Origin of the sequence: Streptococcus sp. zg-86 (assembly GCF_017639855.1) — a bacterium.
GTDB classification, from domain to species: domain Bacteria; phylum Bacillota; class Bacilli; order Lactobacillales; family Streptococcaceae; genus Streptococcus; species Streptococcus zhangguiae.
The window spans coordinates 1,581,527-1,595,099 of the sequence record NZ_CP072115.1 but is presented as its reverse complement, the minus strand read 5'-3'; the positions used below and the strand labels follow the sequence as shown (position 1 = coordinate 1,595,099).

Genomic DNA, 13,573 nt, shown 5'->3' with positions numbered 1-13,573 from the left:
TAAAATAGTCTGTACGGAGGTAAATCAATTATGACAAAACAACGTAGTGAAATTGAAGAAAAATACCAGTGGGACTTGACCACCATTTTTCCAACGGATGAAGCATGGGAAGGCGAACTAGCTGCCCTACAAGCTGATGTAGAAAAGACAACGGGATTTGCTGGCCACTTGCTTGATTCAGCAAAGAGTTTACTAGAAATTAGTGAAACTCAATTAGAACTCATGCGCCGTATGGAAACGCTTTATGTCTACGCTTCAATGAAAAATGACCAAGATACACGTGAAGGAAAATACCAAGAATTTCAAGCGAAGGCTTTGGGACTTTATTCAACTCTTTCACAAGCCTTTGCCTTCTACGAACCAGAATTCTTAGAAGCGACAGAAGAGCAGCTGGCAGCTTTCATGGAAGAAGAACCAGCTTTGCAACAGTATAGCCACCAATTTGAGAAACTATTAGCAGGCAAGAAACACGTCCTATCTCAAGAAGTAGAAGAAGTATTAGCTGCAACAAGTGAAGTGTTCGATGCACCGTCAGAAACCTTTTCTGTTCTTGATAATGCTAGCATTCGTTTCCCAGAAATAACAGATGAAGATGGGAATCTTGTTCCCCTATCACACGGCAGTTACATTTCGTTTATGGAATCAAGCAACCGTGTAGTTCGTCAAGAAGCCTATGAAGGTCTGTATAGCACGTATGAGCAATTCCAACACACCTATGCGAAGACCTTGCAATCCAATGTTAAAGTCAATAACTTAAAGGCCCGCTTGCGGAAGTACGACAGCGCTCGCCATGCAGCCTTGTCTGCTAACTTTATTCCAGAGTCTGTTTACGATACTTTGGTAGAGGCTGTCAATAAACATCTGCCACTCTTGCATCGTTATATCAATTTGCGGAAGAAATTATTGGGAATTGACGATTTGAAAATGTACGATATGTACACACCGCTTTCAGATGTTGATTACAAATTCACCTATGAAGATGCTTTAGCTAAGGCTACGGATACCTTAACAATTTTTGGTGATGAATACAGTGCCCAAGTTAAGGAAGCCTTTGAAAATCGTTGGATTGATGTTCATGAAAATGAAGGGAAACGCTCAGGAGCTTACTCTGGAGGAGCTTATGATACCAATGCTTTCATGCTCTTGAACTGGCAAGATACGCTTGATAATCTCTATACTCTGATTCATGAGACAGGGCATTCGCTTCATTCCATGTTTACACGTAAGAATCAGCCATATGTGTATGGTCATTATTCTATTTTCTTGGCAGAAATTGCTTCTACGACTAATGAAAATATCCTGACAGAAAAACTATTGTCAGAAGTCGAAGATGACAAGACACGCTTTGCCATTCTCAATCATTACTTGGATGGCTTCCGTGGTACAGTATTTCGTCAGACACAATTTGCTGAGTTTGAACAGGCAATCTACAAAGCCGATCAAGAAGGTCAGGTATTGACAGCTGAATTTTTGAATAATCTATATAGTGAAATCAATGAGAAATACTATGGTTTATCTGCTGAGGAAAACCCACAAATTCAATTTGAATGGGCTCGTATTCCGCATTTCTACTATGATTTTTACGTATATCAATATGCGACAGGCTTTGCAGCAGCTTCTGCTCTTTCTCATAAGATTGTGCATGGAAGTCAAGAAGACAAGGAGCGGTATTTGGATTACCTCAAAGCAGGAAGTTCAGATTATCCATTAAATGTTATCAAAAAAGCAGGTGTTGACATGACAAAAGAAGACTACCTGAACGATGCCTTCAAGGTATTTGAAGATCGTTTGACAGAGCTAGAAGCTCTAGTTGAAAAAGGTGTTCACCTGTAATATACTCATTCAGTTTTCATGATGACATCGTTGACGTGCTTTGCCTAACTTCAGTTATGTCTGCAACTCGTTTCCTAGTTCTAAATTCAACTGAAAGACCAACGAAAAAGAGTTAGTACATCTAGCTCTTTTTCTGCGGACTGAGAACTCATTTTGATTTTCGAAAAGGATTCTTGACCGCAAAAATCCCTTATGTTATACTGAAAAAATGGTAGAATCATACAGTAAAAACGCAAACCACAACATGCGCCGTCCAGTAGTAAAGGAAGAAATTGTGGAAATGATGCGGACACGTCAGGCGCAAAATATAGGATTTTTGAAAGAGCTGGAAGACTTTGCGCGTAAGGAGAATATTCCGATTATTCCTCACGAGACAACAGCTTATTTTCGCCTACTCATGCAATTGCTACAGCCTGCTGCTATCTTAGAAATTGGGACAGCGATTGGGTATTCTGCTTTGTTAATGGCAGAAAATAGTCCGACTTCCAAGATTACGACCATTGATCGCAATGAAGAGATGATTGGCTTTGCCAAGGAAAATTTTGCCAAATATGATCAGCGAAACCAGATTGAATTAGTCGAAGGTGAAGCGATGGATGTGTTACCGACCTTAGCAGATAATAGCTATGATTTTGTCTTTATGGATTCTGCTAAGTCGAAGTACATTGTCTTTTTACCAGAAGTCTTGAAAAAGGTGAAAGTTGGAGGACTGATTATTTTAGATGATATTTTTCAAGGTGGCGATGTAGCGCGTGATATTATGGAAGTCCGTCGTGGTCAGCGGACAATCTATAGGGGGTTGCAGCGATTATTTGATGCAACCTTGGATAATCCTGACCTGACAGCGAGTTTAGTGTCTATGAGTGACGGTCTACTCATGCTTAGGAAAAACGTAGAAAACGTACGCCTTCAGACAGAAGAAAATTAAGTATTTTTTAAGCATTTGTGGTATAATGGTACAGTTAATAAAAAAGGAGAAGCAATTCACAATGAAGACTAAAAAAATTCTCGCAGGAGCTGTAACCCTATTTGCAGCTGTGACTCTTGCGGCTTGTGCAAATGGATCTGACAAGGATATTGTCACGATGAAAGGAAATACAATCAGCGTTTCAGAATTTTATGAGCGTGTTAAAACCAACCAGCAAGCGCAACAGACCTTATTGTCTATGGTGATTGGTGATGTTTTTGAACAACAATATGGTAAAGAAGTTTCAGCCAAAGATGTAGATGAAACCTATGATAAAATGGCTGAACAATATGGAGAGTCATTTACAGCAGCCCTTACTTCCGCTGGTCTAACACAAGAAACCTATAAGAAACAAATTCGGGCCAATAAATTGGTGGAGTTTGCAGTAAAAGAAAAAGCAGAGAAAGAATTGGATGACGAAGCCTATAAAAAGGCTTACGATGCCTACACGCCTGAGGTAACTGCGCAAATTATCAAATTAGATGACGAAGCAAAAGCAAACGAAGTCTTAGGTCAAGCGCAAGCAGAAGGTGCTGATTTTGCGCAATTAGCAAAGGATAATTCAACAGATACAGCTACCAAAGAAAATGGTGGAACCATTAAATTTGATTCGACATCAACAACTGTACCAAATGAAGTCAAAACAGCTGTTTTTGCTTTAAACAACAATCAAGTAGGCGCATCAGTTGTTAAAAATGTGAATTTATCAAATTATAAAACAAGTTTTTATGTTGTAAAATTAAACAGTAAGACAGAAAAAGCTGCGGATTGGAAAGAATACAAAGACATTTTGAAAGATTCGATTGTTAAGTCCAAACAAAGTGATGCAGCCTACGTTAAAAATGTAATTGCAGAAGCCTTTAAAACAGCGAATGTAAAAGTGAAAGATCAAGCCTTCCAAGGCATCTTATCACAATACATCACTACAGGAGATGCTGCAAGTTCAGAAGCGTCAAGTACAGAGGCTTCAAGCAGTTCTGAAACAAAAGAATCAAGTTCAGAAAAAGATAAATAAGATTAAGAATGGATATTCTATCCCCCTTATTTCAGAGAATTGGCGGTCGGTGCGAGCCATATTATAAGGTAGACTATCTTGCTACTTAGTCATGACAATTGCATAGAAAAAGAGAATGACAAGTTCATTGAATGAAGGTGGTACCGCGGTTTTTCGCCCTTCGTTAGTGTTCTTGTTTTTTCTTTTTGGAGGTCTAGGATGAAACAGTTTCAGATTAAGCAACGTTTTTGGTCCTGGGGTGGCAAATTTGACATCAAAGATGACCGAGGTCAACTATGTTACCAAGTCGAAGGTAGTGTGCTCAAGTGGTTTAAAAACTTTGAGATTCACAATGCTAGTGGACAGCTTGTTAGTACCATTCAGAGGAAATTCTCTTGGTTCTTCTCTCGCTTCGAGGTAACCGTTCAAGGGCAAGCCCCATTCATCATTCAGAAAAAATTCTCTTGGTTCAAGCCTCGTTATGAAATTGAGAATCTAGGCCTGGAGGTGATTGGTGATTTCTGGGATATGCGATTTGATTTGCTCCATAATGGTGTAACCGTTGCCCGTATTGATCAAGAATGGTTTCGAATGACCTCAACCTATCAAGTAAGTGTCTATGAGGATGCTTATGCAGATGTTACGATTGCTTTGGTTATTGCAATTGATTATGTGAAGGAGATGCGGAGTGCCTCAGCAGCTGCCGCAACGTAAAGGAAAGGAAATAGGAAAAATGAAACAATTATCTAGTGCACAAATTCGTCAAATGTGGTTGGACTTCTGGAAGTCAAAGGGACATTCAGTAGAACCATCTGCTAATCTTGTCCCAGTCAACGACCCAACCCTCTTGTGGATTAACTCTGGGGTAGCAACCTTAAAAAAATATTTCGACGGATCAGTAATTCCTGACAATCCACGGATTACTAATGCTCAAAAGTCCATTCGGACCAACGATATTGAAAATGTCGGAAAGACAGCCCGTCACCACACCATGTTTGAAATGCTTGGGAACTTCTCTATTGGAGATTATTTCCGCGATGAAGCAATTGAGTGGGGCTTTGAACTGTTGACCAGCCCAGAATGGTTTGGTTTTTCAAAAGAAAAGCTCTACATGACCTACTACCCAGACGATACCGATTCTTATAACCGTTGGCTTGCTCTGGGGGTTGACCCAAGTCACTTGATTCCGCTTGAGGACAACTTCTGGGAAATCGGTGCAGGACCTTCTGGACCAGATACAGAAATTTTCTTTGACCGTGGAGAAGCTTTTGACCCAGAAAATATCGGCATTCGACTCTTAGAAGAAGATATTGAAAATGACCGCTACATCGAGATTTGGAATATCGTTCTCTCTCAATTCAACGCAGATCCAGAAGTACCGCGCTCTGAGTACAAGGAATTGCCAAATAAAAACATTGATACGGGTGCTGGTTTAGAGCGATTGGCTGCGATTTTCCAAGGGGCTAAGACCAACTTTGAAACAGATCTCTTCATGCCGATTATCCGTGAAGTGGAAAAACTATCTGGTAAAACCTATGATTCAGATGGGGATAACATGAGCTTCAAGGTCATTGCAGACCATATTCGTGCCCTTTCCTTTGCGATTGGTGACGGTGCTCTTCCTGGAAATGAGGGACGTGGTTATGTCCTTCGCCGTTTGCTCCGCCGTGCGGTTATGCATGGTCGTCGCTTGGGCATTAATGAATCCTTCTTGTACCAATTAGTTGTGACAGTTGGCCATATTATGGAAAGTTACTATCCAGAAGTGCTTGAAAAGCATGAATTTATCGAAAAAATCGTTAAACGAGAAGAAGAAACCTTTGCACGGACCATTGATGCGGGTTCAATCCACTTGGATGAATTGTTAGCTGAGTTGAAAGAAGCTGGAAAATCAACCCTCGAAGGAAAAGATATTTTCAAACTGTATGACACCTATGGTTTCCCAGTTGAATTGACCGAAGAATTAGCAGAAGACCAAGGATTTGCCATTGACCACGAAGGCTTTAAAACAGCCATGAAAGAACAGCAAGAGCGTGCGCGTGCGTCTGTTGTCAAGGGCGGTTCAATGGGCATGCAAAATGAGACCCTTGCAGGTATTACGGAGGAATCTACCTTTGTCTATGGTGCAGACGAGTTGACCGCAAGCCTAGTGGTTATTATTGCAGAGAATGCGCGTGTGGATAGCCTAGCAAGTGGCGAAGCCCTACTTGTCTTCAATCAAACACCTTTCTATGCAGAGATGGGGGGACAGGTTGCAGACTATGGATCGATTTTGGATGAAGCAGGTCAACTGGTTGCTCGTGTGACAGATGTTCAGAAAGCTCCGAATGGTCAACCGCTTCATACAGTAGAAGTGCTTGGAGAATTGCATACAGGTGCAACTTATACTCTTGCCATTGATACACTTCGTCGCCACCGTGTGATGAAAAACCATACAGCGACTCACCTTCTTCATGCTGCCCTTCATCACGTGATTGGGGAACATGCAACGCAGGCAGGTTCTCTCAATGAACAAGAATTTCTACGCTTTGACTTTACCCACTTTGAAGCCGTAACAGCTGAAGAACTCCGTCGTATCGAAGAAGAAGTCAACGCCCAAATCTGGGCAGCCCTTCCAGTCGTGACAGTCGAGACAGACATTGACACGGCGAAAGAAATGGGGGCAATGGCTCTCTTTGGTGAAAAGTATGGCAAAGAAGTCCGCGTTGTAACCATCGGTGATTATTCTATCGAATTGTGTGGTGGTACACATGTGGCAAATACTGCTGAAATCGGTCTCTTCAAGATTGTCAAAGAAGAAGGAATTGGTTCTGGAACTCGTCGTATCATTGCAGTAACCAGCCGTGAAGCCTTCCTTGCCTACCGTGAAGAAGAAGAATTGCTTAAAGCAGTAGCTACAACCATTAAAGCACCACAAATCAAAGAAGTACCAAACAAGGTCGCAAGTCTGCAAGAACAGTTGCGTGAATTGCAAAAAGAAAATGCAGCTTTGAAAGAAAAAGCAGCAGCAGCTGCGGCTGGTGATATTTTCAAAGGTGTTAAAGAAGCAAATGGTCTGCGCTATATTGCTAGCCAAATCGAAGTGTCAGATGCAGGAGCACTACGTACTTTTGCTGATAACTGGAAACAAAAAGATTATTCAGATGTCTTGGTGCTCGTCGCTGCTATCGGTGAAAAAGTTAATGTCTTGGTCGCAAGCAAGACCAAGGATGTCCATGCAGGAAATCTGATTAAAGAACTCGCTCCAATCGTAGCTGGTCGCGGTGGTGGTAAACCAGACATGGCTATGGCAGGAGGAAGCGATGCCTCTGCAATTGGAAAACTCTTGGCAGAAGTTGGCAACCATCTATAAGAAGACAAAGTAGTCTGGATTTCCAGACTACTTTTTTAGTGTTCATAGGTCATTTAAGTTGAGTTTTGACAAGGAAACTAGTTATTCTGACTAAGATAATAAACTTTTTGACAAAAATTATTATTTTTTTGACAAATATAGTTGTCAAAAAGAAAAGAATGTGTTACAATAAAATCAAGTTAGGAAGAACTAGCTAGGAAGGAGTTCTCTATGATTCTAAAAAATAGGCTCAAGGAATTACGAGCCAGAGATGGGTTAAACCAAACGGCTTTAGCAAAGGAAGCTGGAGTTTCAAGACAAACCATTAGCCTGATTGAGCGGGGAGAGTACACTCCATCTGTCATCATTGCCCTTAAAATTGCCCAAATTTTCAACGAACCCTTGGAGCAAGTCTTTCGCTTAGAGGAAGAAGAATAGTTCTTCCATCAAGCATGAAGTAGAGTGAGAGTAGGAGAAATAATATGAAAAAGAAACAGATTCAAGCAGGAAATGAGATATCTTTTAAAGTAGTCGCGTTGTTATTTGGACTATTTATGATGGGCTATGTAGCTGGGAAAGTCTTTGCAGGAAACTATGATGTGACAAACGAATTTCTCATTATCCTACCAGCTCTGTCTGGCTTGCTGATAGAAGAAGACAGCAAAGGAGATCAAAAATGAAGAAAAATGAAATCGTTATTACAGGCAGAATGGTACTCAAAGCAAGCTGGATTCTTGGAATGCTTGCCATGTTAGTCAGAATTTTAATGGGAGCGGTTTTCCAGCTAGAAGATTGGCTTATCATTGCTGGGCTTTTAGCAAGTATGGGGAATGCTTTTGGTAAAGATAATGAGGTGAGGGAATGAAAATGCAGAAACGATTACGTACAGTTGGTTTTCTATTTGTGTGTGGATTTGTGTGTGGATTGATTGGTTATTTTTTTGGTAAAGGAATTGCACAAGGTGTTGCATTTAAAGAAGTTATACGCCCATTGTTAATTTTAGACGGATATGTGTACCTTGCTCAAGTAGCAAGTATCTTATTGGCTGGTTTGACATGGTATTTCCTAAGTCACAGTCGTCGAGATATGATCGCCTATCAAAAGGCAGAAGAAAGGGATGACGAGGAAGGGATGGATACGTTTCACACCTCTTCTTTTAGGAAGTTGGAATATGGAACGATTGCCTTTAATATCTTTTCAATCAGTATGATTTTTTCTCTCTTTGGTGGCCTATACATGGTGGTAATTGATTTTACCCATTGGCTGAGTATGATGATTCCTGTGCTATTGTACATCGTTTTGTTCTTCCTTCTGAACGATCTTCAAAAAACGTTTAAGGTTGTACGGAACTATGATTTTCCCAAGTTCGCCATGCCAGAAGATGCTTTGAATTTAGTAAGGAGTTACGATGAGGGAGAGCGAGAGGCGAATTACGAAAATAGCTTTATGACCCTCTTTCAACTGAATCAAATTGTCTTACCAGCCTTGTATCCAATTATCGCTATTATTTCCATGATACTACAAGAATTTCAGCTGTTAGCCTTTCTGATTGTCGCCTTTATCCATATTTATATTAATTTCAGAGGGATTCAGCAAGTTAAAAATTATTTCAAATAAGGAGAAAAAGATGAAAAAAATACTTATTCGCATTGTTTTATGGTTTCTTGCCCTATATGCCTATTTAAATGGAGCCGGTTTATTAACGTTTGATATGGTAGCACATCAGAGACCTGATATACCTGCTGAATGGGTAGAGCGCATGGTGCCGATTTTTGGAGTGATTGGCCTAGTTTTTCTGACAGCCATGTCCTATCTCTACTGGAAGTATGTCTATGGCAAAAAAGATATTACAATTGAACTGCCAAAACCGTGGCTGTCTAACATCCTCTATCCAATCGGCTTGTTTATTCTAGTCCTTGTTGGGCAACAGGTTCTGCCAGTTCCTCCTAGTAATAACCAACAGCTTGTAGAACAAAGTGTCTTATCACAGCCACTCTTTTCTTTCTTTGCAGTTGTCATTTTTGCACCTATTATGGAAGAACTGCTCTTTAGAGGGGTGTTTGCGGGTTACTTCTTCCCAACTTTGACAAAAAAGATTAGTATCATTTTCTATTTGTTCTTGAGCAGTGGTCTGTTCTGCTTGGCACATGGGCCACGTACGTTATCAGACTTTTTGATTTATTTTACCATGGGAGTGAGTCTAGGATGGCTGTACTTGGCAAAACGAGATTTGCGCTACTCTGTCGGACTGCATTTCGCCAACAATCTCTTATCCTTTGTGACGATATTATTCTAAAAAGAAGTGAGGGTATTCACTTCTTTTTTGTAGCTCACTTTTTCACCAGTACATAGTCTACTTGATAGTTAATTAGAATCAATATTTTTGAGGTTTTAGGAGTATTTGCTTCAAGTCTTGCATATCTTTTTTGAAAAACGCCTCCCTAGATTCTAAGTTTTGCAATTTCTATTGAAAACTGGTTCCCTAGATTCTAAGTTTTGTAATCTTTCTTGAAAACTGCTTCCCAAGGTTTTAAGTTTTGCAATTTTTCTTGAAAACTGGTTCCCTAGATTCTAAGTTTTGCAACCTTTCTTGAGAAATGGTTCCCTAGATTCTAAGTTTTGCAATTTCTATTGAAAAATGATTCCCTAGATTTTTAGTCTTGCGTTTTTCATGAAAAACCCCGTTCTCTAAGTTTCAAGTCTTACATTTTTTCTTGAAAAACATTTTCTATTGTTTATACTCATTGAAACTCCAAGATAACCAACTTATCCACCATTTATAATCTTAAAAACACAACTTTTGAGACATTAGACTCAACATTTAGCAATGAAACTCCGAAGGGTTCAACAGTCCAGTGGACTATTGAAGCAAAGCGACTGAACGATGTCCTATCCTTTATTCAATTCACTATATCTAATAAAGTATCGAAAACTGCTACTTTTGATAGTAATAGAGTATGAGACGTATATCGCTGATTATTGGGATAAAAAAGAACTGGAAAATGATTTCCAGTCGTTTTTGTTTATAAACCGTAGAGATAGTCATTGTCTTGCATGGCTTCAACACTACCGAGAAGGTAACCATTTCCGACTTGTGAGAAGAAGTCGTGGTTAGATGTTCCTGTTGAGATACCGTTCATGACAATTGGATTGACATCATCGGCTGAATCAGGAAAGAGTGGATCTTGCCCTAGATTCATGAGAGCCTTATTGGCATTGTAGCGAAGGAAGGTCTTTACTTCCTCAGTCCAACCAACACCGTCATAGAGACTTTCTGTATAGCCTTCTTCATTTTCATAAAGTTGATAGAGGAGGTCATACATCCAATCACGGAGCTTTTCTTGCTCATCTTCAGATAATTCGTTAAACCCAAGCTGGAATTTATAGCCGATATAGGTACCATGAACAGATTCGTCACGAATGATGAGTTTGATGATTTCTGCTACGTTGGCTAGTTTATTATTTCCAAGATAATAGAGTGGTGTAAAGAAACCAGAGTAGAAAAGGAAGGTTTCTAAGAATACACTCGCTACTTTCTTTTCAAGTGGAGAGCCTGTTTCATAAATATCATTGATGATTTTAGCCTTGCGTTGGAGGTATTCGTTACTATTGGTCCAGTCGAAAATCTCATCAATTTCAGATTTAGTATTGAGGGTTGAAAAGATGGATGAATAGGACTTGGCGTGTACTGATTCCATGAATTGAATATTATTATAGACAGCTTCTTCATGTGGTGTACGAATATCGTTACGAAGTGCCTGAACACCTGTTTCAGATTGAAGGGTATCAAGCAAGGTCAAGCCGCCGAAAACTTTTCCAACCAGGTCTTTTTCTTCTGTACTTAATTTACGCCAGTCATCTAAGTCATTCGAAAGTGGGATACGGGTATCGAGCCAGAATTGCTCGGTTAATTTTTCCCAAGTGGACTTGTCGATGACATCTTCAATGGCATTCCAGTTTATGGCTTTGTAGTAGGTTTCCATAAGTATCACTTTCTATTACAGTATTCAGACCATTATACCATATTTTTAGCGAGTGGTCTAAAGGATAGAGATTTATGCAAAAAGAGAGGGAGTGGGCTTCATCGTGATTTCCATGAAATCTTGTCCACACTCCGTTCTATTTATCTTAGAACCTGTATTCACAGGCAACTCTATTCAGGGCTTATTTTTCACTACTCATCGTTGCTTTTTTTCGAAATACAGTCAGTATTCCTTCAAAAAAGTGCCTTGATTATCGTAACATAAGCTCCTAATTAGAATAACTTCGCTTATAAACACAGCTTCTTAAATCACACAGCTTTCACATTGGTTTGCGCCAACTTCTTCACCGTCATCTGTAAAGGTGCGGACGTAGTAGATGGATTTCACACCCTTGTTAAAGGCATAGTTGCGCAAGATTGAAAGGTCACGTGTGGTTTGTTTGTTTTCTGTCTTCCACTCGTAGATACCTTGTGGAATGTCACTGCGCATAAAGAGGGTTAGTGATAGTCCTTGATCGACATGCTCGGTAGCAGCAGCATAGACATCGATAACTTTTCTCATATCCATATCATAAGCTGACTTGTAGAATGGAATCGTTTCTGTTGCAAGACCTGCTGCTGGATAGTAGATTTTACCGATTTTCTTTTCTTGGCGCTCTTCAATTCGCTGGGTAATTGGGTGAATCGAAGCAGAAACATCATTGATATAGCTGATTGATCCGTTTGGAGCAACTGCTAGGCGGTTTTGATGGTAGAGGCCGTCTGCTTGTACCTTGTCACGAAGCGCTGCCCAATCCTCTCCACTTGGGATAAAGATGCCTTCAAAGAGTTCTTTGACTCGAGAAGAATGGGGTTGGTAGTCACCAGTGATGTATTTATCGAAGTAAGATCCATTTGCGTATTTTGACTTGTCAAAGTTGTGGAAGGTGGTCTTGCGTTCACGGGCAATGTTGTTTGACTCGACCAATGTCCAGTAGTTGAGGAGCATGAAGTAGATATTGGTAAATTCAACTGCTTCAGCTGATCCATAATCAATCAAGTTTTGGGCAAGGAAGCTATGTAGTCCCATTGCACCAAGTCCGATTGAATGAGCTTGGCTATTTCCGTGTTCGATAGACGGTACAGCTGAAATATGAGAGTGGTCTGTTACATAGGTTAGAGCACGGGTCATGGTACGGACAGAACGACCAAAGTCAGGTGATTTCATGAGGTTGACAATGTTGGTTGATCCCAGATTACATGACACATCTGTTCCCATTTTGAGGTACTCTTGTGAATCATTCAATTCACTTGGAGCCTGAACTTGGAGAATCTCTGAGCAAAGGTTGGACATGATGATTTTGCCGTCAACAGGATTGCTGCGGTTAGCCGTATCAATGTTAATAACATAAGGATAGCCAGATTCTTGCTGGAGTTTTGAAATCTCTGTTTCCAAATCGCGTGCTTTAATCTTGGTTTTGCGAATCTTTGGATTAGCAACTAATTCATCATATTTTTCAGTAATATCAATGTAGCTATATGGAATACCATATTCACGCTCGATAGAGTAGGGACTAAAGAGGTACATGTCCTCGTTCTTACGTGCTAATTCGTAGAATTTATCTGGAATGGTAATTCCAAGAGATAGGGTTTTAACGCGAACTTTTTCATCCGCATTTTCTTTCTTAGTAGAAAGAAAGGCAATAATATCTGGGTGGAAGACATCGAGGTAGACGACTCCAGCTCCCTGACGTTGTCCTAATTGATTAGAGTAAGAGAAGCTATCTTCAAAGAGTTTCATAACAGGAACAACTCCTGATGCAGCACCTTCGTAGCCCTTGATAGGAGCTCCTGCTTCACGCAGATTGCTGAGGGAAATTCCAACGCCACCACCGATACGAGAGAGTTGGAGTGCTGAGTTAATGGAGCGTCCGATTGAATTCATATCGTCTGTTACTTGAATCAAGAAACAAGAGACCAATTCACCACGGCGAGCACGTCCAGCGTTCAAGAAGCTTGGTGTTGCTGGTTGATAGCGGAGGTGAATCATCTCATTGGCCAAATTCATGGCAAGCTCTTCATCACCTTCAGCGAAGTATAGGGCGTTAAAGAGAACGCGGTCTTCCATACTTTCTAAATAATAGGCGCCGTCATTGGTTTTGAGAGCATATTGATTATAGAATTTATAGGCTGCCATGAACGATTTGAAGCGGAAGTTCTGATCTCGTAAGAACTGAGCTAATTTCTCAATAAAAGCAGGACTATATTGTTCTAAAAAGGCTTGTTCCAAGTAATTTTCTTCTAATAAGTATTGAATTTTTTCTGTAATGCTCACAAATGATTTGGTATTTGGGAGTACATTTTCCTTGAAAAAGGCCTTGAGAGCTTCTTGGTCTTTGTGAAGTGGAATTTGCCCATTGACTGGACGGTTGATTTCATTGTTTAGACGGAAGTAGGAAACATCTCCTAAGTCTTTCAAACTCATAT

Annotated in this window: 12 protein-coding genes; 10 read left to right on the top strand and 2 right to left on the bottom strand. The window is 40.2% G+C overall.

All coding sequences use genetic code 11. From position 1 onward, the window contains the following. Nucleotides 1-30 precede the first annotated feature (30 nt). The 10 genes from pepF (at nt 31) to J5M87_RS07450 (ending at nt 9,421) form a co-directional block, all read left to right on the top strand. Complete coding sequence (pepF, locus tag J5M87_RS07495) at nt 31-1,833, top strand: oligoendopeptidase F (RefSeq protein WP_154608284.1); 1,803 nt, start codon at nt 31-33, stop codon at nt 1,831-1,833. Nucleotides 1,834-2,041: 208 nt separating this feature from the next. Continuing rightward, the gene (locus J5M87_RS07490; RefSeq protein WP_154608283.1) at nt 2,042-2,761 is read left to right on the top strand and encodes an O-methyltransferase; all 720 of its coding nucleotides are present in this window, start codon (nt 2,042-2,044) and stop codon (nt 2,759-2,761) included. 61 nt (nt 2,762-2,822) lie between these two features. Beyond that, the gene (locus J5M87_RS07485; RefSeq protein WP_154608282.1) at nt 2,823-3,815 is read left to right on the top strand and encodes a peptidylprolyl isomerase; all 993 of its coding nucleotides are present in this window, start codon (nt 2,823-2,825) and stop codon (nt 3,813-3,815) included. Between the two features lie 198 nt (nt 3,816-4,013). Next, the gene (locus J5M87_RS07480; protein ID WP_154608281.1) at nt 4,014-4,508 is read left to right on the top strand and encodes an LURP-one-related/scramblase family protein; all 495 of its coding nucleotides are present in this window, start codon (nt 4,014-4,016) and stop codon (nt 4,506-4,508) included. 19 nt (nt 4,509-4,527) lie between these two features. Then, nucleotides 4,528-7,146 (top strand): alanine--tRNA ligase, encoded by a 2,619-nt coding sequence (gene alaS, locus J5M87_RS07475; RefSeq protein WP_154608280.1) that lies wholly within the window; start codon nt 4,528-4,530, stop codon nt 7,144-7,146. Nucleotides 7,147-7,359: 213 nt separating this feature from the next. Next, the gene (locus J5M87_RS07470; protein ID WP_160463249.1) at nt 7,360-7,563 is read left to right on the top strand and encodes a helix-turn-helix transcriptional regulator; all 204 of its coding nucleotides are present in this window, start codon (nt 7,360-7,362) and stop codon (nt 7,561-7,563) included. 44 nt (nt 7,564-7,607) lie between these two features. Then, nucleotides 7,608-7,805 (top strand): hypothetical protein, encoded by a 198-nt coding sequence (locus J5M87_RS07465; RefSeq protein ID WP_154608278.1) that lies wholly within the window; start codon nt 7,608-7,610, stop codon nt 7,803-7,805. Next, entirely contained in the window at nt 7,802-7,990 is a 189-nt protein-coding gene (locus J5M87_RS07460) for a hypothetical protein (RefSeq protein ID WP_154608277.1), read from the top strand. Before J5M87_RS07465 ends, J5M87_RS07460 begins: the two co-directional genes overlap by 4 nt. A gap of 2 nt (nt 7,991-7,992) precedes the next feature. After that, nucleotides 7,993-8,742: a DUF3169 family protein gene (locus J5M87_RS07455; RefSeq protein ID WP_160463244.1), complete on the top strand. Its 750-nt coding sequence runs from the start codon at nt 7,993-7,995 to the stop codon at nt 8,740-8,742. 10 nt (nt 8,743-8,752) lie between these two features. Beyond that, nucleotides 8,753-9,421 (top strand): CPBP family intramembrane glutamic endopeptidase, encoded by a 669-nt coding sequence (locus J5M87_RS07450; RefSeq protein ID WP_154608275.1) that lies wholly within the window; start codon nt 8,753-8,755, stop codon nt 9,419-9,421. A gap of 727 nt (nt 9,422-10,148) precedes the next feature. On the opposite strand, the gene nrdF is transcribed toward J5M87_RS07450, so the two are convergent. Together nrdF and nrdE are read right to left on the bottom strand one after the other, a co-directional pair. Next, nucleotides 10,149-11,108 carry a class 1b ribonucleoside-diphosphate reductase subunit beta gene (gene nrdF, locus J5M87_RS07445; RefSeq protein ID WP_154608274.1) on the bottom strand — a complete coding sequence of 320 codons (960 nt, stop codon included), beginning with the start codon at nt 11,106-11,108 and terminating at the stop codon, nt 10,149-10,151. A 303-nt stretch (nt 11,109-11,411) separates the two neighbouring features. Beyond that, entirely contained in the window at nt 11,412-13,571 is a 2,160-nt protein-coding gene (nrdE, locus tag J5M87_RS07440; protein ID WP_154608273.1) for a class 1b ribonucleoside-diphosphate reductase subunit alpha, read from the bottom strand. Nucleotides 13,572-13,573: the final 2 nt, after the last annotated feature.

Coding starts and splice junctions, on each gene's coding strand:
- alaS (WP_154608280.1), top strand. CDS start 4,528: ATGAAACAATTATCTAGTGCACAAATTCGTCAAATGTGGTTGGACTTC.
- J5M87_RS07485 (WP_154608282.1), top strand. CDS start 2,823: ATGAAGACTAAAAAAATTCTCGCAGGAGCTGTAACCCTATTTGCAGCT.
- J5M87_RS07465 (WP_154608278.1), top strand. CDS start 7,608: ATGAAAAAGAAACAGATTCAAGCAGGAAATGAGATATCTTTTAAAGTA.
- J5M87_RS07480 (WP_154608281.1), top strand. CDS start 4,014: ATGAAACAGTTTCAGATTAAGCAACGTTTTTGGTCCTGGGGTGGCAAA.
- J5M87_RS07455 (WP_160463244.1), top strand. CDS start 7,993: ATGCAGAAACGATTACGTACAGTTGGTTTTCTATTTGTGTGTGGATTT.
- J5M87_RS07450 (WP_154608275.1), top strand. CDS start 8,753: ATGAAAAAAATACTTATTCGCATTGTTTTATGGTTTCTTGCCCTATAT.
- nrdF (WP_154608274.1), bottom strand. CDS start 11,108: ATGGAAACCTACTACAAAGCCATAAACTGGAATGCCATTGAAGATGTC.
- J5M87_RS07460 (WP_154608277.1), top strand. CDS start 7,802: ATGAAGAAAAATGAAATCGTTATTACAGGCAGAATGGTACTCAAAGCA.
- J5M87_RS07490 (WP_154608283.1), top strand. CDS start 2,042: ATGGTAGAATCATACAGTAAAAACGCAAACCACAACATGCGCCGTCCA.
- nrdE (WP_154608273.1), bottom strand. CDS start 13,571: ATGAGTTTGAAAGACTTAGGAGATGTTTCCTACTTCCGTCTAAACAAT.
- pepF (WP_154608284.1), top strand. CDS start 31: ATGACAAAACAACGTAGTGAAATTGAAGAAAAATACCAGTGGGACTTG.